General features: G+C 72.1%; 25 protein-coding genes. 10 read left to right on the top strand and 15 right to left on the bottom strand.

Features of this window, described 5'->3' with window-relative positions:
- Positions 1-81 precede the first annotated feature (81 nt).
- Positions 82-1,197, top strand: a complete 1,116-nt coding sequence (locus AB0B72_RS28330; protein ID WP_367742113.1) for a cellulose binding domain-containing protein — start codon at positions 82-84, stop codon at positions 1,195-1,197.
- 47 nt (positions 1,198-1,244) lie between these two features.
- Here the strand turns inward: AB0B72_RS28330 and AB0B72_RS28335 are convergent, their stop codons facing one another.
- On the bottom strand, positions 1,245-1,937 hold the full coding sequence (locus tag AB0B72_RS28335) for a response regulator (protein WP_367742114.1): 693 nt from the start codon (positions 1,935-1,937) through the stop codon (positions 1,245-1,247).
- A gap of 73 nt (positions 1,938-2,010) precedes the next feature.
- On the opposite strand from AB0B72_RS28335, the gene AB0B72_RS28340 reads away from it, so the two are divergent.
- Positions 2,011-2,214, top strand: a complete 204-nt coding sequence (locus AB0B72_RS28340) for an EF-hand domain-containing protein (RefSeq protein WP_367742116.1) — start codon at positions 2,011-2,013, stop codon at positions 2,212-2,214.
- A 454-nt stretch (positions 2,215-2,668) separates the two neighbouring features.
- Here the strand turns inward: AB0B72_RS28340 and AB0B72_RS28345 are convergent, their stop codons facing one another.
- The 4 genes from AB0B72_RS28345 to AB0B72_RS28360 form a co-directional block, all read right to left on the bottom strand.
- The gene (locus AB0B72_RS28345) at positions 2,669-3,382 is read right to left on the bottom strand and encodes an SDR family NAD(P)-dependent oxidoreductase (protein ID WP_367742199.1); all 714 of its coding nucleotides are present in this window, start codon (positions 3,380-3,382) and stop codon (positions 2,669-2,671) included.
- A gap of 5 nt (positions 3,383-3,387) precedes the next feature.
- Entirely contained in the window at positions 3,388-4,065 is a 678-nt protein-coding gene (locus AB0B72_RS28350) for a VC0807 family protein (protein WP_367742117.1), read from the bottom strand.
- A complete protein-coding gene (locus AB0B72_RS28355) occupies positions 4,062-4,700 on the bottom strand; it encodes a TetR/AcrR family transcriptional regulator (protein WP_367742118.1) in 639 nt (212 codons plus the stop codon). The genes AB0B72_RS28350 and AB0B72_RS28355 overlap by 4 nt, the downstream gene beginning before the upstream one ends.
- 238 nt (positions 4,701-4,938) lie before the next feature.
- The gene (locus AB0B72_RS28360) at positions 4,939-5,730 is read right to left on the bottom strand and encodes a helix-turn-helix domain-containing protein (RefSeq protein ID WP_367742119.1); all 792 of its coding nucleotides are present in this window, start codon (positions 5,728-5,730) and stop codon (positions 4,939-4,941) included.
- A gap of 318 nt (positions 5,731-6,048) precedes the next feature.
- Between AB0B72_RS28360 and AB0B72_RS28365 the strand changes: the two genes are divergently transcribed.
- Positions 6,049-7,278 carry a serine hydrolase domain-containing protein gene (locus AB0B72_RS28365; protein ID WP_367742120.1) on the top strand — a complete coding sequence of 410 codons (1,230 nt, stop codon included), beginning with the start codon at positions 6,049-6,051 and terminating at the stop codon, positions 7,276-7,278.
- A 91-nt stretch (positions 7,279-7,369) separates the two neighbouring features.
- On the opposite strand, the gene AB0B72_RS28370 is transcribed toward AB0B72_RS28365, so the two are convergent.
- Positions 7,370-8,497, bottom strand: coding sequence for an NAD(P)/FAD-dependent oxidoreductase (locus AB0B72_RS28370; protein ID WP_367742121.1), 1,128 nt, complete (start codon positions 8,495-8,497; stop codon positions 7,370-7,372).
- 98 nt (positions 8,498-8,595) lie between these two features.
- Between AB0B72_RS28370 and AB0B72_RS28375 the strand changes: the two genes are divergently transcribed.
- From AB0B72_RS28375 to AB0B72_RS28400, 6 genes are all read left to right on the top strand, one after another.
- Positions 8,596-9,252, top strand: coding sequence for a helix-turn-helix domain-containing protein (locus AB0B72_RS28375; protein ID WP_367742122.1), 657 nt, complete (start codon positions 8,596-8,598; stop codon positions 9,250-9,252).
- 208 nt (positions 9,253-9,460) lie between these two features.
- Positions 9,461-10,633, top strand: a complete 1,173-nt coding sequence (locus AB0B72_RS28380; RefSeq protein WP_367742123.1) for a homogentisate 1,2-dioxygenase — start codon at positions 9,461-9,463, stop codon at positions 10,631-10,633.
- Positions 10,630-11,730 (top strand): fumarylacetoacetase, encoded by a 1,101-nt coding sequence (gene fahA, locus AB0B72_RS28385; RefSeq protein ID WP_367742124.1) that lies wholly within the window; start codon positions 10,630-10,632, stop codon positions 11,728-11,730. Before AB0B72_RS28380 ends, fahA begins: the two co-directional genes overlap by 4 nt.
- Positions 11,731-11,793: 63 nt before the next feature.
- Complete coding sequence (locus AB0B72_RS28390; protein WP_367742125.1) at positions 11,794-12,948, top strand: Ig-like domain-containing protein; 1,155 nt, start codon at positions 11,794-11,796, stop codon at positions 12,946-12,948.
- Between the two features lie 56 nt (positions 12,949-13,004).
- Positions 13,005-13,436: an NfeD family protein gene (locus AB0B72_RS28395; protein WP_367742126.1), complete on the top strand. Its 432-nt coding sequence runs from the start codon at positions 13,005-13,007 to the stop codon at positions 13,434-13,436.
- 25 nt (positions 13,437-13,461) lie between these two features.
- On the top strand, positions 13,462-14,712 hold the full coding sequence (locus tag AB0B72_RS28400; RefSeq protein WP_367742127.1) for an SPFH domain-containing protein: 1,251 nt from the start codon (positions 13,462-13,464) through the stop codon (positions 14,710-14,712).
- Here the strand turns inward: AB0B72_RS28400 and AB0B72_RS28405 are convergent.
- Genes AB0B72_RS28405 through AB0B72_RS28445 form a run of 9 tightly spaced genes read right to left on the bottom strand, consistent with a single transcriptional unit; the run spans position 14,670 to position 24,632 of the window.
- A complete protein-coding gene (locus tag AB0B72_RS28405; RefSeq protein WP_367742128.1) occupies positions 14,670-16,343 on the bottom strand; it encodes a YfjP family GTPase in 1,674 nt (557 codons plus the stop codon). The two genes, AB0B72_RS28400 and AB0B72_RS28405, sit on opposite strands and share 43 nt — an antisense overlap.
- Positions 16,340-18,055 (bottom strand): ABC transporter, encoded by a 1,716-nt coding sequence (locus AB0B72_RS28410; protein ID WP_367742129.1) that lies wholly within the window; start codon positions 18,053-18,055, stop codon positions 16,340-16,342. Before AB0B72_RS28410 ends, AB0B72_RS28405 begins: the two co-directional genes overlap by 4 nt.
- Positions 18,056-18,114: 59 nt before the next feature.
- Positions 18,115-18,663 carry a hypothetical protein gene (locus AB0B72_RS28415; protein WP_367742130.1) on the bottom strand — a complete coding sequence of 183 codons (549 nt, stop codon included), beginning with the start codon at positions 18,661-18,663 and terminating at the stop codon, positions 18,115-18,117.
- A 9-nt stretch (positions 18,664-18,672) separates the two neighbouring features.
- A complete protein-coding gene (locus AB0B72_RS28420) occupies positions 18,673-20,118 on the bottom strand; it encodes a sensor histidine kinase (RefSeq protein ID WP_367742132.1) in 1,446 nt (481 codons plus the stop codon).
- Positions 20,093-20,782 (bottom strand): response regulator transcription factor, encoded by a 690-nt coding sequence (locus tag AB0B72_RS28425; RefSeq protein WP_367742133.1) that lies wholly within the window; start codon positions 20,780-20,782, stop codon positions 20,093-20,095. Before AB0B72_RS28425 ends, AB0B72_RS28420 begins: the two co-directional genes overlap by 26 nt.
- Positions 20,779-21,384 (bottom strand): hypothetical protein, encoded by a 606-nt coding sequence (locus AB0B72_RS28430; RefSeq protein ID WP_367742134.1) that lies wholly within the window; start codon positions 21,382-21,384, stop codon positions 20,779-20,781. Before AB0B72_RS28430 ends, AB0B72_RS28425 begins: the two co-directional genes overlap by 4 nt.
- A gap of 31 nt (positions 21,385-21,415) precedes the next feature.
- The gene (locus AB0B72_RS28435; protein WP_367742135.1) at positions 21,416-22,720 is read right to left on the bottom strand and encodes an ABC transporter permease; all 1,305 of its coding nucleotides are present in this window, start codon (positions 22,718-22,720) and stop codon (positions 21,416-21,418) included.
- Complete coding sequence (locus AB0B72_RS28440; RefSeq protein WP_367742136.1) at positions 22,717-23,457, bottom strand: ABC transporter ATP-binding protein; 741 nt, start codon at positions 23,455-23,457, stop codon at positions 22,717-22,719. Before AB0B72_RS28440 ends, AB0B72_RS28435 begins: the two co-directional genes overlap by 4 nt.
- The gene (locus AB0B72_RS28445; protein WP_367742137.1) at positions 23,454-24,632 is read right to left on the bottom strand and encodes an efflux RND transporter periplasmic adaptor subunit; all 1,179 of its coding nucleotides are present in this window, start codon (positions 24,630-24,632) and stop codon (positions 23,454-23,456) included. The genes AB0B72_RS28440 and AB0B72_RS28445 overlap by 4 nt, the downstream gene beginning before the upstream one ends.
- Positions 24,633-24,764: 132 nt before the next feature.
- On the opposite strand from AB0B72_RS28445, the gene AB0B72_RS28450 reads away from it, so the two are divergent.
- Entirely contained in the window at positions 24,765-26,639 is a 1,875-nt protein-coding gene (locus AB0B72_RS28450; protein ID WP_367742138.1) for an efflux RND transporter periplasmic adaptor subunit, read from the top strand.
- Positions 26,640-26,762: the final 123 nt, after the last annotated feature.

The raw sequence follows: 26,762 nt of genomic DNA on the forward strand, positions 1-26,762 counted from the left end.
CACGGGGGCTGCCGAGGAGTGATCCTGGGCGGAGACGCCCCGGCTCCCTAGCATCGCCCCCGGACCACGAGGGAGCGTGCGATGTCGAAGCGAAGCGCGGCGGTGGCGGCGCTGCTGGTGGTGCTCGGGATGCTGGTGGCCCGGCCCGCCCAGGCGGCCACCGTGAGGATCATGCCGCTGGGCGACTCGATCACCGGGTCACCCGGCTGCTGGCGGGCCCTGCTGTGGAACAAGCTGCAGAGCACGGGCTACACGGCGATCGACATGGTGGGCACGCTCGGCCCCCAGGGCTGCTCCGTGCCGTACGACGGGGACAACGAGGGCCACGGCGGCGCGCTCGTGACGAACGTGGCGGACCAGAACCAGCTCCCCGGCTGGCTCTCCGCGACCCGTCCCGACATCGTCCTGATGCACTTCGGCACCAACGACGTGTGGAGCAACAGGCCGACCGCCACGATCCTCGCGGCGTACGGCAAGCTCGTCGACCAGATGCGGGCCGCCAATCCGAACATGAAGGTCCTCGTCGCGAAGATCATTCCGATGAACCCGTCCACCTGCGCCGAGTGCGGACAGCGGGTCGTCGCGCTGAACGACGCGATCCCCGCGTGGGCGGCCTCGAAGACCACCGCCGCGTCCCCTGTGGTGGTCGTCGACCAGTGGACCGGCTTCAGCACGGCCGCCGACACCTACGACGGAGTCCACCCGAACGCGTCCGGCGACCAGAAGATGTCCGACCGGTGGTATCCGGCCCTGGCCGCGCTGCTGTCGGGCGGCACCCCCAGCCCGAGCCCGACCCCTACGCCCCCACCGACCCCCACCCCCACGCCTTCGCCTACTCCCACACCCACGCCTTCTCCGACGCCATCGCCGTCACCCACTCCCACAGGGACGACGGGCGGCTGCACGGCGACGTACACGATCATCAACCAGTGGGCGGGCGGCTTCCAGGGTGAGGTCACCGTGCGGAACGCGGGCACGGCGCCGATCACCAGCTGGACCGTGCGGTGGTCCTTCGCCGGCGGCCAGCAGGTGACCCAGTCGTGGAACGGGACGCTCACACAGTCAGGGGCCGCAGTGACCGCCACGAATGTGAACTGGAACGGCGGGCTGGCCGCGGGATCGACCGCGACCTTCGGTTTCCTGGCCTCATGGAACGGCTCGAACGCCGCCCCCTCGCCCACCTGCACGGCGGCCTGAGGGCGCGATACGTAAGCGCGTTGAACGATCTGAGCTGTTCGGCGGGCTCAAGGCTGAAAGCGGTAACCCATGCCCGGCTCGGTGAGCAGGTGCACCGGCCGGGCCGGGTCCGGCTCCAGTTTCCGGCGGAGCTGAGCCATGTACTGCCGTAGGTAGTGGCTCTCCTTGACGTACACCGGGCCCCACACCTCGGTCAGCAACTGCCGCTGGCTGATGAGCTTGCCGGGGTTGCGCAGAAGGATCTCCAGCAGATGCCATTCGGTCGGCGTCAGCCGTACACCGGTGGAGACTGTCTTGCCGGCCAGGTCGACCACGACGTCGCCGAGCTGCACCCGGGCCTGGTCCGGGTCGTGCGGCGCCGTCCTCCGGGTGACCGCGCGGATCCGGGCGAGCAACTCGTCGACGCCGAAGGGTTTGGTCACGTAGTCGTCCGCGCCGGCGTCGAGCGCGTCGACCTTGTCGGCGCCACCTGCCCTGCCGGACAGCACGATGATGGGGACGCTCGTCCACCCCCGCAGGCCGTGGATGACCTCCACCCCGTCCATATCCGGCAGGCCGAGATCGAGGACGACCAGGTCGGGGTGCCAGTCGGCGGCCGCCCGCAGAGCCTGCGCGCCGTCGGCCGCCACCGCCACTTCGTAGTGGCGGGCGGCCAGATTGATGCGCAGCGCGCGCAGCAGCTGAGGCTCGTCGTCGACCACGAGAATGCGAGTCGTCGAACCGGACGCCAGGGTCCCCACTGTTCAAGGCTACGGCCTGAGGGTAGCCCGACTGATCGGCTAGTGTGCTGAGCGCGATCCCAAGGAGGACGACATGAGCGAATATGCAGTGACATTTGACCTCATCGATGTGGACAAGGACGGGCGGATCTCCGCCGAGGAACTGGTCCGGTTGATGGAGGTGCTCGGAGAGACGATCACCACGGAAGCCGCCCAAGGTGCCATCACCAAGGTGGATACCGACGGCGACGGCTTGATCGACCTGGACGAGTTCGGCGCCTGGCTGAGCGGGCGCTGAAACCCGACGACGAACTTCGGGGCGCGGTGCTCACCGGCATCGCGCGCCGGTCGTCCCCGCCGAACGCCCGTGACCGGGTTCGATGATCCCCAGTGCGACCGCTCGTGCGCGAACATGCGGCACCGCCCTTATGGTGCCCGGCCCCGCCGGTGAACTGGCTGGCCGAGGTGGGCTACCGGCTGGTCGCGCGCTACCGCCACCTCCCAGGTCCGCGCATCGCGCCTGCCCCGGTCTCATTCATTGGTGATGAGGCTTCATCCACCCTGGGGTCAGACGGTGGCTTTTGGCCGCTGGCCAGGTCGAACAACCACTCCTGATCAGCGATGCGTTCGGCAGTGTGAGCAGGCCCGGCACTGGGCCTGGCACGAGGCTCGGCGGTCGAACCGGAGGCAGGCCAGGCGGGGGCGTCGCCGGGCTGGCCGGTCGCTGCGTCCCTGGACAGACCGGTCGGCGATCATCCACCCTCTGCGTTCACAGTCACGTCGGGGAACCGTGCCGGGTAAGGGGGGCGCCCGTTCAGCACGATCCAGGCCTGTCCGCTCCGCCCGCCGGCCAGGATGGCCTCCACCGCATCGGCTGCCTCGCACGGGCTGGCGAAGACGTGTCCCGCCTCGGCGAGCAACTCGCGGAACGGGGCGACCAGCGGGGTGTCGACCAGGCCCGGGCACAGCGCGTTGACCGTGACGCCGTCTCGGGCCAGGTGCATGGCCGTGGACCGGATGAGGCCGACCAGGGCGTGCTTGCTCGCGGTGTAGAACGGGTCGGGAGCTTCCTTGAGGCCGGCCAGGCTGGAGGTGACGATGATCGAGCCGCCTCGGCGCAGGTGCGGGAGGCAGGCATGGATTCCGTAGACGACGCTGTCCAGGTTGGTGGCGATGGTGGTGCGGTAGGCGACCGGGGTGAAGTTGTGCCATCCGCACTGGCCGGGGATGCCGGCGTTGAGCACTGCCACGTCGAGCCCGCCGTAGGCTGAGATCGCCTCGGCCACGGCTGCCTCGTTGTCCTCCGGGCGGGAGACGTCGGCTGGTACGAACCGGGCGCCGATCTCGGCGGCGACCTCCTCGCCGCGCGAGCGGTCCTTGTCGGCGATGACCACTTTTCGCCCCTTGCTCGCCATGCGCCGTGCTACGGCAGCGCCGATGCCGCTGGCGCCGCCGGTGATCAGCATCACGGTCAACGTGACTCCCCGGGCGGGCCGGACGCTGCGACCGGCAGGCGAACCAGCTCGACGCCCCTGAGTCGCAAGCCGTGACGGCGCAGGTAGGCGCGGCCGTACAGACGCTGGAAGGCGAGCAGGGCGGCGAGGGTGACCACCAGCAGGACGTCGTCCAGCAGCGGCACCGCGTCGATGGGCAGCGTGGCGGCCATGACGACGCGCAGGGCCGCATCGGCCAGCAGCGCGGCGCCCCACACCGCTGTGGCGACCCGCAGCACCTGGCGGAACGGCGGGTGATCCCTCCAGTTCGCCTCCCACCGCTGCTGTTTGTCGCGATTGGAGATCATGCGCATGGCCTCGTACAGGAACGGGCGGCGGCCCCACAGCGTGATCAACGCCCACACCCCCAGCGCGCAGGTGCCCCACGCGTTGCGGATCAGAAGCACGCGCGGGCTGCCGGCGACGAACGACATGGCCACGGTGAGCACCATCGCGCCGAGCACGAACACCGTGATCCCGCTGACGCGCCGCTCGACGACCAGGCCGCGGACGGCTCGGGCCGCGGGCAGCGCACCGGCGGCCAGCAACGCGATCCATTGGCTCACCCCGGCCGTCCTGAGCCCGTAGAAGATCACCAGCGGCCCGGCCAGCTCCAGGGCCACGACACTCACCAGGCCGCGATGCACCCCGCTCACCGCTCCACCGCGTCCCGCTGCTCAGCCTGTTGTACGGCGTGGACGAAGGTGTCGACGACGGTGCTGCGGTAGGCGTCGAAGTCGAACGGGTGCTCGCCGCGCAGCCTCGGGGCCGCCGCGTCGATGGCGGCACGCATCATCACGGCCATCGACCGGGCGTCGAAGTCGCCGAACTCGCCGCCGCGCTGCCCCTCCTCCAGCACCATGACGAGTCCCTGGACGCTCGGCTCCTGATAGCCGGTGGCGGAGTACGGCTCGCCGGCCTGGTCCCGCAGATGGGGTCCGATCTCGGTCACAGCGGCCAGTTCAACCGGGTGGTCTCGGAGGAATTCCAGGTTCGCCTCCAGGTAGGCCCGCAGCCGTCCGGCGGCGGTGGCCTGGGCTTTGACGCGCTCCAGGATGAAGGCCGCTCCCGCGAGGTAGACGTCTTCGACGATCTGCCGGATGAGGTCCTGTTTGCCCGCGAAATGGTAGGAGATCATGCGGGGGCTGCTGAGGCCGGCGCGCTCGGTGATGGTGGCGAAGGTGGCCTTGTCGTAACCGAGCTCGGCGATGGTCTCGGCAGCCGCTCGGACGATCTGCGTCCGGCGCGCGGCGTTGGTGACGCTGTCCCGCGACGGTTTTTTTATCTGCATAGATAAAAAAAGGTACAGCCAGATAAATAGGTTGTCGAGCGCGCTGCCACGCCGTCGGCGTGGCGCTCGCTGCGGAGGTACTCGGCGTCCCCGTGGAGGGTCAGTGCAATCGCGCCTTGCCAGCCGCAGGGACAGGACAGCCGCGGGGGGCGGCGCGCGGAGACGGGGGCGGCGTACGGCAATGGAAGAGCGACCGCTCATGAAGCAGCCTCCGCCCGCAAGCCCAGGGCGTCGACAATCACCCGCCCGCCGCCGGCTCGTCTTCTCGGTCCAGTACGCGAGCTCGTCCCGTGTGGTCAGCGTGTCCGGCTTGCTGGGCGCTCCGGGCGGCCGCGCTCTGCCGCCACTGCTCTATGACCCGATGAAAGGCCTCGCTCACAAGGAGAAGCAGTTCGGCGGAGGACTCGAAGCGGGCGCCCGCCGGGGTTGTGGCCCCGAGAATCGCGGCTCCGCGCTGCGACGCCGCCGCCAGGGCTTCGTTCATCTGCAGAGCCGCGATGAGAGACCGTAGCCAGATCTCATCGTCGATGACATAGCGTTCGCGCCGCACGCCGGGAGGCCGTTCCCGCCTGAGCATGCCCTGCTGTTCGAGAAAGGCGACGGCGTGCGAGATCGACGCCGGGCTGACGCGAAGCCGCTGGACCAGGTCGGCGGCGGTGAGGACGCCGGAGTCAGTGGTGTACAGGCAGGCCATCACCCTGGCCTCCATCCGGGGCAGCCCTTGCTGGATGAGGAGAGCGGTGAAGGACTCCGTGAAGTCCCGCACCGCTTGGGGGTCACGCCCGTGGGCGCCGTCGGGGATCGGCGGCGCCGGAGGCCGGGCCTGCTTGTGCCGGCGCGCACGATGCCGCGTGGCCTCGTGCGCCTGGTCCGCCCCGTAATCGCCGGGCCCGCCGTTGCGGGTGACCTCTCGCATGATGGTCGAGGCCGGCCGGTCCAGACGCCGGCCGATCTCCGCGTATCCGAGCCCCTCGGCCAGACCGGCGGCGATTTGCTGACGATCCTCGTTGGTGAGCCTGCCTCCGGGCATCGGTGCTCGTCTCCCATCTGCCGACATGCGGAGCTCTCCGCCCGCACACCCGCTGCACAGTATGTATTCACTCGCAGCCCATTGCAATGCACGTCCGAGCATCCATTGCATTCAGCTGCACGTCCATTGCAAAACAAACCGAGACATCGAGCTAGAACAGGCAAAGCGACATCCATAATTCGTTGCATGATTTATGAACGCAATGTAGTGTCGCAGGCGTTCAGCGATTCCCGAACGATGGCGGTGACGCCGCAAAGGGAGTCCCCCATGACTGAGCTCGTCACGACGGCGGGTCGAAGGCTCCAGGCAAGGAGATCCATGATGGGAAACAACGGCGGCTTCTCCGAAGCAGGGCTGCGCAGACTGCGTGACGTGCTGGCACGTCATGTCGACTCCGGGAAGATCCCCGGGCTTGTCGCGCTGGTCAGCCGGGGAGATGAGACACACGTCGAGGCGATGGGCACGATGCGCCATGAGGGTGGCGCGCCGATGCGCCGGGACACGATCTTCCGGATGGCCTCGACGTCGAAGCCTGTCGCGGTCGCGGCGGCGATGGTCCTGCTCGACGAGTGCAGGCTGCGGTTGGACGACCTGGTGGAGCCGTGGCTGCCGGAGCTCGCCGACCGGCGGGTGCTGAAGCGGATCGACGGCCCGTTGGACGACACGGTGCCGGCGCGGCGGCCGATCACCGTACGGGACCTGCTGACCTCCACGTTCGGGCTCGGCATGGACATGACGTCGCTCGGCACTCCGATCATGGGCGCGATCTTCGAGCAGGGGCTCACGCCCGATCTGCCGGAGCCGATGCCCGAGCCGGATGAGTGGATGCGCCGCCTTGGCACGCTTCCGCTGATGCACCAGCCCGGAGAGCGCTGGCAGTACCAGATCAGCAACGACCTGCTCGGGGTGCTCGTCGCCAGGGTCACGGGCCAGTCGTTCGAGGCGTTCCTGCGTGAACGCATCTTCGACCCCCTGGGCATGAAGGACACCGGTTTCCACGTGCCCGCCGAAAAGATCGACCGGCTGCCGGCCCTTTACGCTCCCAACCCGCAGACCGGGGAGTTCATCGTGTGGGACGAGGCCAAGGACGGACGCTGGAGCCGGCCTCCGGCGTTCCAGGGCGGCGGCGGCGGGCTGGTCTCCACCGTCGACGATTACCACGCCTACTTCCGGATGCTGCTGAATCACGGGACGCACGGGACCGAACGGATCCTGTCCCGGCCCGCCGTCCAGCTGATGACCACCAACCGCCTCACGCCCGAGCAACAAGCCGCCCGGCACGCCATGGCCGTCGACAACGTCCATGTGTCGTTCGGCCAGGGGCAGCACGGCGGCTGGGGCTTCGGGATGGCGGTGCGCACCTACCGCGGCGACTACGCGCCCATCGGCCAGTTCGGCTGGGACGGCGGAAGCGGCACCTCGACCTACGCCGACCCGGACAACCAGCTCACCGGGATCCTGCTCACCCAGGTCGGCATGTCCACCCCGGATCCGGCGCGGCTCATCCACGACTTCTGGACCACGGTCTACCAGTCGATCGACGACTGACACCGAGCCCACGTCCCTTCGGCCCCCGGGACGCGGCTGCGCCGAGAGGCTCACCCTTCCGGCGCCCGCTCGGGCTCCTCGAAGGCCTGGGTCAGCCCTCCGCCGTACGGCCGCTGGTCCTGAGCCCCCGGACCGGCTGCCGCTCCCGCAGGCCGAACCTGGCGTCAGGCTCCCGCGTGCCGTCGAGGATCTCCGCGACGAGTTCCGCCAGCACCGGGGCGTGTTTGAACCCGTGTCCCGAGTCCCCGCCGAGCACCCAGACTCCGTCCTCCACCTCCGCGACGATCCACTCCGCGTCCTTCGTCAGCGCGTACTGGCAGACCTGCCCGAGCACGACCGGGGCGCCCGCCAGCGACGGGAACCGCCGGGCGAGGTAGTCACGCGCCAGCGCCTCCCCGTGCGCCGACACCTGACGCCCGCCGGTCTCCGGGTCGTACGGGTCGCCTTCCGCGTCGCTGGTCACCTTCATGCCCGCGCCGTCGAGGTCGCCGTGGCCGTACGCCGACTGCTCGTAGTCGCAGAACGCCGGCAGCGGCGGCGTGGACCACTCCCGCGGCACGCCGAAATGGAAGGTGTCCTGCCTGGTCACCTCGATGTCCACGCCCAGGCGGTCACCGAACAGCCCCGGCAGCCACGCGCCGCACGCCCAGACCACCCGGTCGGCGGCCAGCACCTCGCCGTCGGCCACCACGCGCCGCCCGCCGTACGGCGCCGCCCTCGCCCGGACCTGGCGGACACCCGCGGCGCGGGCGAGGCGGGCGGTCACCTGGGTCGCGCGCCGCGCCCGCAGCACGCCGGCGTTCGGCTCCCACAGGACGAACGCGAGGTCGTCGCCGCGAAGACCGGGGAACAACGCCTCCGCCTGCGCGGGCTCCAGCAACTCGTGCGGGATGTCCAGCGCGGCCAGGACGCCGGCGCTGCGGCTCTCCCACCCGTCCTCACGGTGGGCCAGCCACATGAGCCCGGCCTCCTGGTACAGCTCCTCGCCCGCGCGCTCCTCCAGGTCCCGCCAGCCGTTCCTGGCACGCCACGCCATCCGGGGGTACCAGTCGTCGGAGCCGTGCGCGCAGCGCAGCAGGCGGGTCTCCCCCGCGCTGGCCTGCCGGACGTGCCCCGGCGCGTACTGCTCGACGAGCGTCACCCGCCAGCCCTCGTCCGCCAGGCGCAGCGCCAGCGACGCTCCCCAGATCCCGGCCCCCACCACGATCGCCGACTTCATCGCAGCTCCCTAACGGACAGGGCCTCCGGCCCGCGCATGGTCGCCCCCCACATCGCGCCCCCGCGATCGCGGGGGCGCAGGGGCGCGATAATCGAATCATGATGGCGGCCGAGTCGGCGCAGACGCTGGAACGGGGCCTGCGCCTGCTGCGGCTGCTCGCGGACGCGGGCCGGGGCCGCACGCCCACGGAGCTGGCGCAGGAGCTCGGCCTGAGCCGCCCGGTCGTCTACCGCCTGCTGACGACCCTGCAGGCGGAGGGCTTCGCCCACCGCGATGCCGAGGGCCGGGTCCACCTCGGCTTCGGCGTGCTCGTGCTGGCCCAGGCCGTCCAGCCGCTGATGCGCGCCGCCGCGCTCCCGGCGCTGCGCTCCCTCGCCGAACGGGCCGGGGCGACGGCGCACCTCACCGTGGCCGAGGGCGATGAGGGGCTGGCGGTGGCGGTGGTCGAGCCCTCGTGGACCGACTTCCACGTGGCGTACCGGGAGGGCTCGCGGCATCCCCTCACGCGTGGCGCGGCCGGGCTGGCTCTGCTCGCGCTCCGCTCGGGAGCCGGCGGGTCGCCGCTGCGGACGAGCAGCGGGCAGCTCCAGGAGGGCGCGCAGGGCATCGCCGCGCCGGTCCGCGGGCTCGCGTGGCTGGAGGCGTCGGTCGGGGTCGTGAGCTTCACCGACCTGGACGCAGAAAGGGTGGGGCCGCTCGTCCTCGACGCCGCCGACCAGCTCGCCCACGCCCTGTCCCAGCCGTCCGGCGCCTGATCTTCCGCCGCTTCGGGTCCGCCTGAATCCTCCGCCGATCCAGGCCGCCTGATCACCATGCCGCGTCACGGCCTCCGCCCGACCGGCGCCTCACTGCCGTCCGGACCCCGGTTATGGGACGGCCCGTTTGACATCGACCGCTCGGAGTCGGATCGTCGTACATATAGAGGACACTGTCGTCCGTTAATCGGACACATGGAGGTTGGCCATGCCGTACTACCGCGTCGTCGGAGAGGTCCCGCGCAAGCGCCACGTGCAGTTCCGCCGGCCCGACGGCGGCCTCTACAAGGAGGAGTTGATGGGCGAGGAGGGCTTCTCCTCGGACTCGTCCCTCCTCTATCACCGCCACGCGCCCACGGCGATCGTCAAGGCGGAGTCGGTCGACGCCGGAACGGCGCGGCTGACCCCGAACCTGCCGCTCTCGCCGCGCCACTTCCGCACACAGGACCTGCCTGCCGGCGGTGACCTCGTCTCCGGGCGGATGCCGCTGGCCGGCAACACCGACGTGCGCATCTCGTACGTCGCCACCGGCGCGCCCAGTGAGCTCTACCGCGACTCGATGGGCGACGAGTGCGTGTACATCGCGAGCGGCCGGGCCAGGTTCGAGTCCGCGTACGGCGCGCTCGACGTGGGCGAGGGCGACTACGTCGTGATCCCGACCGGCACGATCCACCGCTGGGTCCCGGAGGGAAGGATGACCGCGCTGGTCATCGAGGCCGCCGGGCACATCAGGCCGCCCCGGCGTTACCTGTCCCAGCACGGCCAGTTCCTTGAGCACGCGCCGTACTGCGAGCGCGACCTGCGCGCCCCCGCCGAGCCGCTGCTGGCCGACGGCGAGGAGGTGCCGGTCCTGGTCCGCACGAGAGGCGGGCTGACAAGGCTCACCTACGCGAACCACCCGTTCGACGTCGTCGGCTGGGACGGCTGCCTGTATCCGTACGCCTTCAACATCCACGACTTCGAGCCGATCGTGAAGCGGACCCACGCGCCGCCGCCGGTCCACCAGACGTTCGAGGGGCCGGGATTCGTGATCTGCTCGTTCTGTCCCCGGCCGCTGGACTTCCATCCCGACGCGGTGCCGATCCCGTACAACCACCACAACGTGGACTCCGACGAGTTCATGTTCTACGCGGGCGGCGACTACACGGCGAGGAAGGGCTCCGGCATCGACGTCGGATCGGTCTCGCTCCACCCCGCGGGCTTCACGCACGGCCCGCAGCCGGGCGCGGTGGAGGCCGCCGTCGAGGCCGTACGGCAGGGCCGCACGGACACCAGCGAGATGGCCGTCATGCTGGACACCTTCCGCCCGCTCGACCTCGGCGCGGCGGCACTGGAGTGCGAGGACCCCGCGTACGCCTGGACCTGGGCGGGCCGGGCGTGAACGGCGGCGCGAACCCGGGAGACCTGCCCTACGGCGTGTTCTCCCGGCCCGGGGAGCCCCGGCGCGCCGGGGTCCGGGCCGGCGACCACGTCCTCGACCTGGCGGCGGCCCTGGGAGACGAGGTCTTCTCCGCGCCGAGCCTCAACCCCTTCATGGCGCTGGGCCCCACGGCATGGCGGGAGACGCGCGAGCGCGTACGTGAGGCCGCCGGCCGCGGCGACCATCTGGTCCCGCTCGACCAGGTCACCCTCCATCTGCCGATAGAGGTGGCCGACTACGTCGACTTCTACGCCTCGCTGGAGCACGCGTCGAACCTCGGGCGGATCTTCCGGCCGCGGGAGGAGCCGCTGAAGCCGAACTGGCGGCATCTTCCCGTCGGCTACCACGGACGGGCCGGGACGGTGGTGGTGTCGGGCACGCCGATCAGGCGCCCCCACGGCCAGCGGCCGTCGTTCGGGCCGACGGAGAAGCTGGACATCGAGGCCGAGCTCGGCTTCGTGGTGGGGGTGCCCACGAGGCCCGGCGAGCGGCCCGGCGCGTTCGAGGACCATGTCTTCGGCGTGACCCTCGTCAACGACTGGAGCGCCAGGGACATCCAGGCGTGGGAGTACGTCCCCCTCGGCCCCTTCCTGGGCAAGTCCTTCGCCACGTCGGTCTCGGCGTGGATCACGCCGCTCGACGCGCTGGAGGCCGCCCGGGTCGAGGGCCGGCCGCAGGATCCGAAGCCCGCCGCCTACCTGCGCAGGAGCGCCCGCTGGGGCCTCGACCTCACGTTGCGCGTGGAGCTGAACGGCGAGGTGGTGTCGGAGCCGCCGTACCGGGACATGTACTGGACGCCCGACCAGATGCTCGCCCACATGACGATCAACGGCGCCACCCTGCGCACCGGCGACCTGTTCGCCAGCGGGACGGTCTCGGGAGCGGGCGAGCCTGGCTCGCTCATCGAGCTGACCTGGAACGGGGCCGAGCCGTTCAAAGCGGCCGACGGCCGCGCCAGGACCTTCCTGGAGGATGGCGACACCGTCACCGTCACCGCCACCGCCCCCGGCGGCATCCGCCTGGGCGAGGTCTCGGGGACCGTCCTTCCCGCCACTTAACGTATTTCTGTCGTCACCCATCGCTACTCTGAGGGCTCTCCGAGTAGCGAAGGGCGGGAACGCATGCGGTGGATCGCCTGGGCGACGGCCCTCCTCCTCATGGCCGGCGCTATGGCGGGCAGCCTGGCGGGCTGCGCCGTGCGGGTTCCTCCCGCGCCGCGCATCACGATGTCGCCCGCGCCCGACGCCGTGGCGGCGCCGCCCGACGCCGGGCTTGTGGTCAGGGCCGACGGCGGCAGGCTGACGAGCGTGGTGGCGTTCGCGGGGCGGGATCGGGTGCCCGGGGCGTTCGACCCGTCGCGCACGGTGTGGCGTTCGTCGTGGACTCTCCGCCCGGGCACCGGTTACGTCGTGAACGCCGTCGCGACCGGCTCCCAGGGCGTCACCTCCCGGCTCGCCGCCCGGTTCCGCACTCTCCGCCCGCAACACGCGCTCGCCGTCGCCTCGGTCACGCCGTACGACGGGGAGACGGTGGGGATCGGCATGCCGATCATCGTGACCTTCACCCGGCCCGTGCAGGACCGGGCGGCCGTCGAGCGGGCACTGGAGGTGCGCGGGCCCGGCGAGGGGGCGTGGCACTGGTTCGGCCCCGGCCAGGCCGTCTACCGGACGAGACGGATGTGGCCGGCGAGGAGCGCCGTCGCCTTCACCGCCCACCTCGCGGGTGTCCGCGCCGGCCCCGGCACGTACGGCGCCGCCGACCGGAGCGTGGCGTTCACGGTGGGGCGGGCCATGGTCAGCACGGTGGACACCCGCACCCACCAGATGGTGGTGCGCCAGGACGGCAAGGTGGCCCAGCGGATGGCCATCAGCGCCGGCATGGCCACGACCACGGAGTACACCACGACGAGCGGCGTGCACCTGACCATGGACAAGGGCAACCCGGTCCGCATGATCTCGCCCGGCCGCCAGAAGGGCGACCCGGAGTACTACGACAACCTGATCGACTTCGCCGTGCGGATCTCCAACAGCGGGGAGTACGTCCACGCGATGGGCAACGTGTGGGCGCAGGGCCGGGTCAACCAGAGCCACGGCTGCGTGAACGCCCGGCCGGACCAGGCCCGGTGGTTCTACGAGCACGCGCTGCGCGGCGACCCTGTCGTCGTCACCGGCACCGACCGCCTGCTGGAGCCGCTCAACGGCTGGGGCTTCTGGCAGCTGCCGTGGCCCGCCTGGCTCGACGGCAGCGCACTGCACGGCGACGCCATACGGAGTTAACGTGAGAAGGAGGAACGCAATCCGAGCGTGATTCGTTCATCGCTGTGGAGGCGGCAGTGGATTCCTGGATCGTCTGGCTCATCCTGGCAGCGGCGCTCGGCGTCGCGGAACTCTTCACGCTCACCGCCGCCTTGGGCCTGCTGTCCATCGCGGCCTTCCTCACGGCCGGAGTCGCACTCGTCGGGCTTCCTCCCGCCCTCCAGCTCGCCGTCTTCGTCATCGCCTCCTCCGCCGGGCTCCTCGGGGTCCGCCCGATCGCCCGCCGCCACATCCGCCAGCCGCCGCTCCAGCGTTTCGGCGTCTCCTCACTGGTCGGCAGGCCCGCGTACGTCACGGCTGAGGTGACGGGCCGGGACGGCCGGGTGCGGATCGGCGGCGAGGAGTGGTCGGCGCGCGCCTACGACGAGACCCTCGTCATTCCCACGGGGGCCACGGTCGACGTCATCGAGATCGAGGGCGCCACCGCTCTCGTCTATCCACGGGATTGAGCAGCACCTATATACAGGAGTGAGCATGGACGGAGCCCTTATCGCGGGGATCGTCATCGCCCTGGTCGCGGTCTTCATAGTGCTTCGCGCGGTCCGCATCGTGCCCCAGGCCCGGGCGGGCAACGTGGAGCGGCTCGGCCGGTACTACCGCACGCTCGGCCCCGGCCTGAACTTCGTGATCCCCTTCATCGACCGGGTGCGGCCGCTGATCGACCTGCGTGAACAGGTGGTGTCCTTCAAGCCGCAGCCGGTCATCACCGAGGACAACCTGGTCGTCGACATCGACACGGTCCTGTACTTCCAGGTCACCGACCCGAGGGCCGCGGCGTACGAGATCGCCAACTTCATCCAGGGCGTCGAGCAGCTCACGGTGACGACGCTGCGCAACGTCGTCGGCGGCATGGACCTGGAGAAGACGCTCACCTCCCGCGACACGATCAACAGCCAGCTCCGGGGAGTCCTCGACGAGGCCACCGGCAAGTGGGGCATCCGGGTCAACCGGGTCGAGATCAAGGCGATCGACCCGCCGAAGACCATCAAGGAGGCGATGGAGAAGCAGATGCGCGCCGAGCGGGACAAGCGCGCGGCGATCCTCACCGCCGAGGGCCAGCGGCAGTCGAAGATCCTCACGGCCGAAGGTGAGAAGCAGAGCGCGATCCTTCGCGCCGAGGGCGAGCGGACCGCGCAGATCCTCAAGGCAGAGGGCCAGTCACAGGCGATCGACGAGGTGTTCCAGGCGGTCCACCGCAACGACCCCGACCCGCAGCTGCTCGCCTACCAGTACCTCCAGATGCTCCCCCAGCTCGCCAACGGGCCGGGCAACACGTTCTGGGTGATCCCGAGCGAGGTCACCTCGGCGCTGCAGGGCGTGTCCAAGGCGTTCAGCGAGGCGCTGCCCACCTCTCCCGCCGCCCGCGAGCACGCGGAGCGGTTCGCCGGCGAGCGGCAGCGGGCGGCGGGCGCGAGCGAGGCCGTCGCCGAGGCCCAGCGCGCCGCCGAGGAGGCCAAGGCCACCGCCGACGACAGCGAGATGGGCCCCCGCCGGCTCGCAGGCGGCGGAAGGCAGCTCGGCGCGATCGAAGGCGCCCCGAACACCGCGCCGAACGCCACGCCGAACACCGTGCCGAATGCCATACCGGACGCCGCGGCGAGCGGCGCGGAGCACCACGAACCGCCCACTGAATCCAGCGGGGCCACCGAGGTGACCGACCCCCTCGGCGGGCTGGACGAACGTCAGGATCCGGCGACCGTGACCCGCTCGACGAACCGGCCGTAACGGGCCAGCTCGTCCCTGGTCGGAGCGATCACGAGGTCCTCACCGACCTGCGTGATGCCGGCGCGCAGGGCCTTCGCGGCCCCGCGCGCCCGGCGGCGGCCGCCCAGCCACGCCACCACGCGGCACAACGCCGCCAGCAGCAGGCCCGCCATCGCGCCGCCCACGAGCAGCACCGTGGGCCACGGCACCCTGCCGAGCGTCGGCGTCAGCGGCTCCGGCAGCAGCAGGGAGCGGAGCGCGAACAGCGCGAGAAGCCAGAGCCCGCCGGCCACCATGGCGGCGACGGTCAGCCATTGCAGCGTCCCCGCCGCGCGCCACCACCGGGGTGCGCGCGAGGCGCCGAGCGAGCCGCTCGCGACCGTGCGGTCCAGCGCGCCGGTCAGCTCGCCCTCCCGTGACCGGGCCGCGTGCCGTACGGCCGTCGCCCACGGCTCGGGCACGCCGGCCGACGCGGCCGCCCCGACGTCCCGCAGGGCCGTCTCGACAGCCGAGATCTGTACGGCCGACGCCTTGGGCAGCGACGTGTGCCCGCCGCCCCGGGACAGGTGGAGCCGGCGCAGCGGGTCGGGCCGCAGGCGGCGCAGCCACCGGGTGACCGGCCATCCCGTCGCCGCGACCGACCGGTGCCGGTGCGCCTTGGCCACCGCCTCGACCACCAGCGGCACCCCCGCCGCCTGCTCCAGCGCCCGCGCGAGCGGCCGGCCCATGGTCACCTCCGGCAGGGTGGCCTCCCCCGGCACGCCTGCCGACCTCGGCGCGCCCTGCACCCCCTGCACCCCCTGCACCCCCTGCGCCCCCGGCGCCTCCGGGGGCGACGTGCCCGGCCAGAGGCCGGATGCCGCCGCGGCGACGTCGGCCGCGAGCCGTGACGCCCAGGCCTGGCGGCGCGAGACCTGGCGGTCGAGCAGCGCCCGCAACTCGGGCACGCCCTTCCCGGTCCGTGCGGAGACGCCGATGAGCGGCACGCCCTCCAGCCCGTCGGCGGCGAGCAGCCCGCGCAGGTCGTCGAGGCAGCGCTCGACCGCCCGGTCCGGCAGCCGGTCGACCTGGTTCAGCACGACCACCATGACGTCGCCGTGGCGGGCGAGCGGGCGCAGGTAGCGGTCGTGCACGGCGGCGTCGGCGTACTTCTGCGGGTCCAGCACCCACACCAGCAGGTCGACGACGGCCACCAGCCGGTCGACCTCCAGCCGGTGGGACAGCTCGATGGAGTCGTGGTCGGGCAGGTCGAGCAGGATCAGCCCGTGCTCGGGATCCGGGCCGTCCGCCGCCGCCGCGACGTTGTGGCGCAGAGGGACGTCGAGCCAGTCGAGCAACGGTCCGGCGCCGTCCGGCCCCCACAGCGCGGCCTGCGCCTTGGAGGTGGTCGGCCGGGTCACCCCCACGGTGGCCAGCTCGGTGCCCGACAAGGCGTTGAACAGCGACGACTTCCCGCTGCCCGTCGCCCCGGCGAGGGCCACGGCGGTGTGGTCCACGGACAGGCCGCGCCGTACTCCCGCCTGGGCGACGACGGCGCGGGTCCGGTCGACCGCGACCTGGTCGAGCCGCCCCTCCGCCAGGTCGGCCGCCTCGGCGAGCGCGGCGAGCCGGTCGTCCAGCGGCACCCCCGCCTTCCTGCGCAGGAGCTTCACAGCTCGCCCCTTTCCGCTACGGCCTTGGCGGCGTCCCTCAGCAGGGCGGCGGTGTCGTCGGCGGGGCCGAGACCGTCGAGTAGCGAGGTGAAGCGCGCACGCTCCTCGTCGAGCAACTCCCGGACCCGGCGGCGCAGGTCGTCGCGCGCCTCCTGGGTCAGCGTACGGACGGCCTGGTCGCCGAAGACGGCCTCCAGGAGCTTCTGGCTGAGCACGCCGGTGCCGCCCGCGATGCCCAGCTCGATGCCGGTGATCCCTCCCGTGGAGGCGAACACGGCGAGCATCAGCAGCACGCCGAGGCTGTTGACGCCGAACGACGCGGCCCGCGCCAGCGTCCGCCGGTCGGCCCCCTCGGACCTGACCAGGTCGAGCACGAACCCCTGCCAGGACCGTACGGCCTCACGCGCCCGCGCCTGGAGCTCGGGAGAGGCGCGGCCGAGCCGGCCCGACACGGCCACGCCGGAGCGTTCGAGCAGGTCTCGCCCCGCCGGAAGGACGAGCCACGACTCCACGGCACGCTCGGCGGCGCCGTCGGCTGTTGCGCGGATCAGCGACTCGACGCCTGTCTCCAGCGCCACCCGCAGCTCCCGGTCCGGGGCCGGGCGGCCGCGGAAGACCGCGGTGATCCGGTCGCGCAGCCATCCGATGCGCGACTCCAGCGAGCGCATGAGGTCGCCGGTGCCGACGAAGTCCTGCCAGCGGGCCAGCACCTCGCCGCGCAGGAGCCTGCCGTCCCGCATGCCCTCGTCGAATGACGACATGCCCAGCTCGTACGCCTTGTCGGCGACGTCGCGCAGCTCGGCGATGCCGTCCCGCTGCCGGTCGATCCGGCCGGCCAGGTCGGGCACCCGGGTCGCGAGGCTGTCGAGCGCCCCGGTGAGGGTCTGCCGTACGACGCCCGCGCGTGCCTTGGCGTCCACCGACAGCGTGGCGAGCCATGTGGCGATCGGCTGCACGACGGCGGCGGGCAGCCGGGCCCGCTCCGAGGGGAGCTCCAGCTCGGGGACGGTGAACAGCGGCGTGCCCGCCAGGCCGTTCTCCTTGAGCAGCCGGACCAGGTCGGCGACCACGGGGTCGCGGGCCTCGGCCGGCACCCGCTGCAGGATGACCGCGAGCGCCGTGCTCCGCTCCCGGGCGAGGCGCAGGAAGCCCCACGGCACCTCGTCGGCGTACCGGGAGGCGGTGGTGACGAACAGCCACAGGTCGGCGGCGGCGAGCAGTTGCGCGGCCAGCTCGCGGTTGGCGGTGACCACCGAGTCGATGTCGGGGGCGTCGAGCAGCGCCAGGCCGGGGGGCAGGCTGTCGGCGGTCGCGACCTTCAGCGTGCCCGGCTCGCCGCGGCCTCCCCCCGTGACCCTCGCCAGCCCAGGAAGGATCTTGGTGGAGGTGAACCACGCCGAGTCGGCCGGGTTCGCGACCAGCGTCGGGGCCAGCGTGGTCGGCCGCAGCACGCCCGGCTCGGCCACCGTGGCCCCGACGAGCGAGTTGACGAGGGTGGACTTCCCCGCCCCGGTGGAGCCGCCGACGACGGCGAGCAACGGCGCGTCGATCGCGGCGAGCCGGGGCAGCAGGTAGTCGTCGAGCTGCCCGCTCAGCTCCTTGAGGGCGCGGCGATCAGCCGCGACGTCACCGATGGCCAGGGGGAACAGATCCTGGCCGAGGTGACGCCGCAGAGCCTGCAGGGCCGCCAGCAGCCCGTCGTTCCCCGGCATACCCAACGACCTTCCCGCAGGAGGCCCCTCGAATCAGGCACCGGGCACCGACACGCCCGTCAGCCGGTGGGCGCGGGCGTGGACGCGGGGAGGAGCACCCGGCACTTCTCCAACGCCTTGGCCACCTTGGGGTCGCCGCGGTCGATGTCCCTCATCCCCGCTCCCTGCGCCAGCTCGGCCCCGTTGTCCTTCATGCAGGTACGGAAGGCCTGCAGGGCGTTCGGGTCCGCCCCACGGCCGTTCCCGCGGCCGAAGGCGCCCTGCGGCATGAGGGAGCGGCACGCCTCGAAGGCCTTGCCCATCTCACCGGACGGCGACGGGAAGCCGCCGGGCCCCCGGCTGGGGCGTCCGCTCGGCCACGCACTCGGCCGTCCGCTGGGCCATCCGCCCGGACGCCCGCTGGGGCGTCCGGTGGGGCGTCCGGTGGGCATGGTGACACCGTTCTTGCGCAGGCACTCGGTGAACGCCGCGCGGGAGTCCCCGCCGGCGCCGGAGCCCGTGCCCGCCGTGGGAGTACCGCCGGCGCCGCTCGCCGAGGTGTCGCCTCCGCCACATCCGGTGATCGAGACGGCCAAAGCCACGAGGGCCGCGGCGTACAGGTGGCGCATGGGATCGACCTAACCTTTCGTTACGGGCGGGCACGTGGGCAGGCGTACGCGGAACACCGCGCCGCCGCCGGGCCCGCTCTCAGCCGTGATGGTGCCGCCGTGGGCATGGACGAGGGCGGCGGCGATGGACAGCCCCAGCCCCGTGCCGCCCGAGTCGGCCCTGCTGCGGGCCGGATCGGCGCGGTAGAACCGTTCGAAGATCCTTTCGGCGTCTTCCGGCCGCAGCCCCGAGCCGTCGTCGGCCACCTCGATCACCGCGTCGGGGCGGAGCCCCGGCTTGAGGCCCACACCGACCCGGAAGGCGGTGCCCTCCGGGGTGTGCCGCAGGGCGTTGCCGACGAGGTTGCCGACGACCTGGCGAAGCCGGGCCTCGTCGCCGACGACCCGCACCGGCCGGTCGGACCCGTCCAGCCGGTGCAGGTCGATCTCCCGGTCGGGGGCGAGCATCTGAGCGTCGAGCACGACCCCGGCCACCAGGCTGAGCAGGTCGACCGGGCGGCGCTCGAGCGGCCGCTGCTGGTCCAGGCGGGCGAGCAGCAGCAGGTCGTCGACGAGCAGGCCCATCCGGACGGCCTCGTCCTCGATCCGGCGCAGCAGCCGCCCGGGGTCCTGCGAGCCCTCCTGCCGGTACAGCTCGGCGAAGCCGCGGATCGAGGTGAGCGGCGTGCGCAACTCGTGGGAGGCGTCCGCCATGAAGCGGCGCATCCGCTCCTGCGACGCCTCCCGGTCCCGGAAGGCCGCCTCGATCTGCGAGAGCATGCCGTTGATGGCCCGGCCGAGCCGGCCCATCTCGGTACGCGGATGCCGGAGCGGGACGCGCCGCGACAGGTCGCCCGCGGCGATCGCCCCGGCCGTCCGCTCGATCTCGCCCAGCGGGCGCAGGCTCCGCCGTACGAGCGCGAAACAGGCGACCGCGAGCGCGGCGAGCACGCCGAACCCGACCCCCGACACGATGAAGGCGAGCCGGGAGACGATGCGGTCGATGTCGTCGAGGTTGATCGCCGCGACGCGGAAGCCGCCGGCGCGGCTCCGTACGGCGATCGCCCGCCACAGGGTCCCCGAAGGAGCCTCCACGGTGAACAGCCACGGGTGTGTGCGATCGGAGGGTCTGGGCAGCGCGGGCAGCTCGCCGTTCGGGGGCTCCTGGATGACCCGGACCACCGCGCCGTTCGCGTCGACGTCCGCGACGTAGAAGAAGCCGAAAAGCCGCGGCGGCCCGGCCTCCTGCTCGCGAGGCCATGGCATGTCCGGCATGTCCGGCAGCCGCTCGCCGATCGCGAGGAGCTGGGTGTCGACCCGTTCGACGAGGTAGCCACGCAGGAGATGGACCGCGAAGCCGCCCGTCAGCGTGACGGCCAGGGCCACCACCAGCAGCGTCCCCCCGACGAGCCGCAGCCACAGCGGGGTCCGGGCGGCGCGTCGTCTCAGCTCACCGGCGCGGAGCACGGAGAACATAGCCGACGCCGCGGAGCGTGTGGATGAGCTTCGGCTCCGTCGTGTCGACCTTCCGCCTGAGGTAGGAGACGTACGACTCGACCACGTTGCGGTCGCCGCCGAAGTCGTAATGCCACACGTGGTCGAGGATCTGGGCCTTCGAGAGCACCCGGCCCTGGTTGACCATGAAGTAGTGGAGCAGCTTGAACTCCGTCGGCGACAGCCGCACCGGAGTGCCGGCCCGCCACACCTCGTGGGAGTCCTCGTCCATCTCCAGGTCGGCGACCTGCAGCCGCGACGGAAGGGCGTCGCCGCCGCGGGTGCGGCGCAGCACCGCGCGGATCCGCGCCAGCACCTCCTCCAGGCTGAACGGCTTGGTGACGTAGTCGTCCCCCCGCGTCAGCCCGCTGATCTTGTCCTCGGTGGCGTCCCTCGCGGTGAGGAACAGGACGGGGATCCGCCGGCCGGCGGCGCGCAGCCGGTCGGACACGGCGAAGCCGTCCATGTCGGGAAGCATCACGTCGAGCACGATCAGGTCGGGCCGCAGCCGCTCGGCCACCTGCACGGCCTCCCGGCCGTCCGCGGCGGTCATGACCTCGAATCCGGCGTACCGCAGGCTGGCCGACAGCAACTCTCTGATGTTCGGCTCGTCGTCGACGACGAGCAGCCGGCCTTCGGCTGTCATGATCCCTGCCTCCCGCCGCCCATGGCCGAGCCCTGGGTGACCGACGTGGCGTTCACCGTCCCGTCGGCGCCCTTGGGGCCGCTGACCGTCACGAACCCGCCGGCCGCCAGGTCGGCGACCTTGCCGGGCTTGGCGACCTGCACCTTGGTGTCGCCACTGGTCTTCACGGTGACCAGGGCGCCGGCGAACGTCTGGACGTAGATCTTGTCGCCGTCCACCAGCTTGACGGTGCCGACGGTGACGTTGCCTCCCGCGCCGCCACCGGCGCCGGCCCCACCTCCGGCGCCGCCGCCGCCGCCACCGGCGCCCCCGGCCCCGCGCGCGCCGCCCGGAGCGCCCGCACCCTGCCCGCCGCCGAAGCCCCCGAACCCGCCTCCGCCGAACCCGCCGTTGCGCGCCGCCGTCAGTCGGCTCGTGTCGCCGCCGAACAGCTTGTGGGCCTGGATGCCGAGGAGCAGCCCGGCCACCAGCAGGACGCCCCCGCTCAGCGCCAGCGTCAGCCTCGACGCCCTCGCGCGCGGCGGGTTCGCGGCCAGCACGGACTGCAGGTCGTCGTCGAACGGCGATGTCTCCAGCGGAGACTCGATCCCGTGCCTGCTCACATTCGTCTCCCTGGCTTTCACTCGAAGGCTTTCACTCGAAGCGGAGAGCTTCGATCGGCCGCAGCTTCGCGGCGCGGTTGGCGGGGTAGCTGCCGAAGAACAGCCCGATGGCGATGGACACGCCGAGGGCCAGCACGATCGACGTGGGGACGATCACCGGCTCCACTCCCGCGATGGTGAACTGGGCGCCCAGGACGGCGATCAGCACGCCCAGCAGGCCGCCCACGAGGCTGAGCATCGTCGCCTCGGCGAGGAACTGGCCGAGGATGGCGCCCTTCGGCGCCCCGATCGCCTTGCGAATGCCGATCTCCCGGGTCCGCTCGGTGACCGTGACGAGCATGATGTTGGTGATCCCGATGCCGCCCACGAGGAGGCTGATCGCGGCCACCGCGCCGAGCAGCACCGTGAACGTGCCGGTCGCGGCGCTCACGGTCTCCTGGAGCGTGGCCTGGTTGAGGATGCGGTAGTCGGCGGCCGCCGCGCCGGTGATGCCGTGCCTGGCGTTGAGGATCTCGGTCACCTCGCTCTGCGCGGCGTCGACGGTCTCGGCGCTCTTGGCCTGCACGAGGATCTGCCCGAGCGGGCCGAAGCCCGTCAGGCTCTGCTGTACGGCGGGCAGCGGGGCGATCGCCACGTCGTCGGCGTCCTGGAAGCCGGTCGAGCCGGCCTCCTTGAGCACTCCGACCACGGTGAACGGCACGCCGGACACGGTGATCTGCCTGCCCACGGGGTCGACCGTGCCGAACAGGTCCTCCGCCACGGTGTGCCCGATCACGACGACCTTCCTGGCCGCCATGACGTCGTCGTTGAAGAAGTAGGTGCCCTTGACGACGGGCTTGTTCGACGCCTCGAAGTAGCTGGGATAGGTGCCGACCAGCTGGCTGATCGAGTGGCTCGCGCCCTCATACGTCGCGGTCTGGGACTGGGCCGTCACCACCGGCGAGACGCTTTTCACCGAGGGGGCGCCGGTGGCGTCGGCGAGCGCCCTGGCGTCCTCGACGGTCAGGTCCTTGGCCTGCGTGCGGGGGCCGGTGTTCTGCTGCGCGCCGCCTCCACCACCACGTCCACCACCACCGCCCCCGCCGCCGCCGAAGATCCGGGCGAACCCGCCTCCGCCACCGCCTCCGCCTCCGGAGGTCGAGGGCATGACCGTCAGGGAGTTGGCGCCGAGCCGCTGGATGTTCTGCTGGATCTGCTGCGACGACCCCTGGCCGACGGCGACCAGCAGGATCACCGCCGCGACGCCGATCAGGATGCCGAGCATGGTCAGGCCGCTGCGCATCTTGTTGGCGGCCAGCCCTCGCAGGGCGAACCGCAGGACCTCGACGGTGCTCACAACGCCACCTCGGCGAACCGGGGCGGCAGGCCGCTGACGGGCGACATGCGGGCGTCCTCGATGATCTGGCCGTCCAGGAGGCGGATGACCCGCTTGGCGTGCGAGGCGACCTCCTCCTCGTGGGTGATGACGACGATGGTCCGGCCGCTCACGCTGAGACGGTCGAAGATGGTCATGATGTCCTCGCTGGACTTGCTGTCGAGTGCTCCCGTGGGCTCGTCGGCGAGCAGCAGCGTCGGCGCGGTGACGAGGGCCCTCGCCACCGCCACCCGCTGCTGCTGCCCGCCCGACAGCTCGTTGGGCTGGTGCCCGACCCGGTCGGCGAGCCCGACCCGGTCGAGCGCGGCGAGCGCGCGGCTGCGCCGCTCCGCCGGCTTGACCCCGCCGTACGCCAGGGGAAGCTCCACGTTGGCGAGGGCGCTCATCCGGGGGATCAGGTTGAACGACTGGAAGACGAACCCGAGCTTGCGGTTGCGTACGATCGCCAGCCGCACGTCGTCGAGCGCGCCGACGTCGGTGCCGTCGAGGAGGTAGCGCCCCGAGGACGGCACGTCGAGGCAGCCGATGATGTTCATCAGCGTCGACTTGCCCGATCCGGACGCCCCCATGATCGCCACGTAGTCGCCGGGGTCGACCGACAGCGTGACGCCGCGCAGGGCGTGGACCACCGTCTCGCCCTCTCCGTAGACCTTGGTGACCTGCCGGATGTCGAGGACCGGCGCCGGGCCGCCCGTCATCGGGCTCCCCCTCCCCCGCCGCCGCCGAAGCCGCGGCCGAGTCCGCCGCCGCCACCGCCGGCTGGGATCGGGAAGCCGCCGGCGCCGCCCGTGCCGCCGGTCGTCTGCGGCCGCACCACCTGGTCGCCCTCCTGGAGGCCCGAGGTGATCTCGGTGGTCGAGTCGCCCTTGAGGCCGACCTCCACGCGCCGTACGACCTGCCTGCCGTTCTGCAGGACGGTGACCGTGTTCTGCCCGCCCGCCGTCGTGACCGCGCTGCCGGCCACGGTGAGCACATCCTCGGCACGGCCGACGACCACCTGGACCGAGGTCGTCTGCCCCAGCCGTACGGTCTGCGGGACACCGCTCAGCGAGATGGTCACGGCGTACTGGACGACGTTGTTGCTGGTCTGCGCCTGCGGGTCGATCGTGGTGACCTTGCCCGTCGCGGTCACGCCGGGAAGGGCGTCGAAGGAGACCGTGGCCGCCTGCCCGACCTTCAGCCGGGTCACGTCGGCCTCGGTGAAGTTCCCGACCACCTGCAACCGGGCGGGGTCGGCCAGATCGATGAAGCCGCCGGTGGAGCCGGTGTTCGCGCTGGACGACGAGGCGGCAGAGGCTCCTGAGGAGCCTCCGGAGCCCCCCTGCGAACCGGTGCCGGATCCGGTCGGCGACCCGGACCCCGAGCCGCCCGAGGAGCCGCCCTCGCTGCCGTTCACCGCGGTGACGATGCCGGCGAAGGGAGCCTTGATGACGGTCCCGGCGAGAGTCCGCTTGGCGGCCCGGTAGGCGTTGCGCGCACTGATGTACTGCGAGTAGCCGGAGGGGGTGGAGGTGTCCTCGTCCTCGGCGGCGTCGTAACTCGCCTTGGCCGCTTCGAGACTCTCTTCGGCGGCGGTGTCGTCGAGGCGGGCGAGCACCTGGCCCTTCTTCACCTTGTCGCCCGCTTCGACATGGATGGTCTCGACCGTGCCGCTCGCCCCGAAGTCGAGGGCCCGCGTACGCGCGCTCTCGACCGCGCCGGACGCGGACACCGAGGCCAGCACCGTCCCGCGGGTGACGCGGATGGTCGTGGGCGACGAGCCGGTCGATGAGTCGTCGCCCAGGGACGCCCAGGCCGCGGCGATCCCGCCGAGCAGCAACACCACCAAGGCGCCGTTGATGATCAGCGCTCTGCGCTTCGTCGACAGCTTCACGACCCCGGAGACTGGCAAACCCCGCTTCGGGCAACCTCGGCCGACCCTGAGGATTTGCTGACAGTCGCATTTACAGAAAACTCTCAGGTACGACCAAGCCGGCGGTGACGTGGCTTCAGCAGGATGGCCGCCATGAGATCGACCACTACGCTCCGTGTGGGAGGGCCGGCACTGGCCGGGATCGTCCTCGCGGGCAGCGCCATGGTTTACGCCGCCCACGGTGACTCCCCCGCGGCAGAGCGGGTTTCGCTCGCCTCGGCCACGGTCGGGACCGTGACGGCGTACGTCTCCGCCGCGGGCACGACCGTGGACAACGGGACGCGCGACCTGGCCTTCGGAGCGGAGGGGACGGTCCAGAAGCTCTACGTGAAGGCGGGCGACAAGGTCCGCAAGGGAGCGGTCCTCGCCCGGATCGACGACACCATCGCCCGCGAGGACTACGACGCGGCGAAGGCGGCCCTGGCGGCGGCCAAGGACACCCTGGAGAAGGTCCAGAACGGCACCTACGTGAGCGCGACGGCCACCTCGGGCGGCACGGGCGGCGCGGGCGGCACCGGGGGCGGAGCCCACGGCGGCGGTGGGAGCGGCGGCACATCTGGAGCCGGCGGTTCCGGGACTGGCGGTTCCGGGACTGGGGCAAGGGCTGAAGGTTCTGGAGCCGGTGGGTCCGGTGCCGGGGGCTCGGGTGCCGGGGGCGGGACAGGGTCCAGTTGCCCGACGTCGAAGCCGACACCGGCCGTCTCCCCGACCGGCGGCGCCCCCACCGGAGCGGCTCCCACCGGTACGCCTTCCACCGGGGGCGCCCCTACCGGCGCTGGAACGGTGGCTGGCGATGCCATGGGAGCGACGGCCGTCTCGCTCGCGCTTTACGAAGAGGGCGGCAAGAAGACGTCCGGCCCTTCACCCAGCCCCTCCCCCAAGCCGACGCACAGCCCTCGCCCCAGCGCGCCCCACAAGCCACACCCCACCCCGGCGCACAGCCCCGCTCCCACGCACGCTCCTCGTCCCACTCCCACACACGCTCCCACGCACGCTCACGGTGCGAAGCCGGCCCCCGAGCCTCACGTGACCGTCAGCATCTCGGTGCCTCCGACGGCCACACCCCCGGCTTCTCCGCATCCGACCCAGTCTCCCAGCGGCCGCCCCACCACGGGCTGCCCCGGGGGGACCGGACAAGGCGGTAACGGGCAAGGCCAGGGCGGTCAAGGCGGTCAAGGCGGTCAGGGCGGTCAGGGCGGCGGCGCGGGCGGTGGACCCGGCGGCGGAGGCGGCTTCACCGGCGGCGGTCGCGCAGGCGGAGGCGGCTTCACCGGTGGAGGCGGTGGCGGTGCAGGTGGCGGCGGCGCCCAGCTCACGGAGGCCCAGGCCGAGGCCTCGGTCAGCGAGGCCACGACCGACTACGCCGACGCCAAGGAGGCCCTCGCCGGTGTGACGATCAAGGCGCCCTCCACCGGCACGATCCTGTCGGTGGCCGGAACCGTCGGGACCCGCTACACGAGCGGCGCCTTCATCACCCTGGGAGACCTCGACGACCTCCAGGTGGAGGCGATGTTCACCCAGTCGGACGTCGGCGCCCTCAAAGTCGGCCAGAAGGCGTCGGTCTCGGTGGTCACCAGCCCGGGTCAGGAGTTCGCGGGGAAGGTCGCCCACATCGACCCCACCGCGACGACCAGCAACCGCCTGGTCCGCTACGGCGTGACGATCACCCTGGACAGCCGGCCCGCCCGGCTGCTGCTGGGGCAGACCGCGACCGTGCGGGTGACGACCGGTGAGGCGGCCCAGGCCGTCGCCGTCCCGGTGCAGGCCGTACGGACGCTCGCCAACGGCACCACGGCGGTCACGGTCATGGACGGCGGGCGGCAGGTCCAGCGCCCGGTGAAGGTCGGCGTACGCGGCGACCGGTACGCCGAGATCCTCAGCGGACTGTCCCAAGGCGACCAGATCGTGCTCCCGGCGAGCGCCACCACGGGCGGCTTTCCCGACGACGGTTTCCCCGCCGGGGTGTGATCAGCGGGGTGTGATCAGCGGAGTGTGATCACCCGGACCGGCATGACACCGCGATCCGCGCCCGGCTCCCGCGCCGGAGTCGCCATGGCGGAAGACGGGCTCACTCGCGAGGCGATGCCCGCA

Source organism: Microbispora sp. NPDC049125 (assembly GCF_040802045.1).
In the GTDB taxonomy this organism is placed as follows: Bacteria; Actinomycetota; Actinomycetes; order Streptosporangiales; family Streptosporangiaceae; genus Microbispora.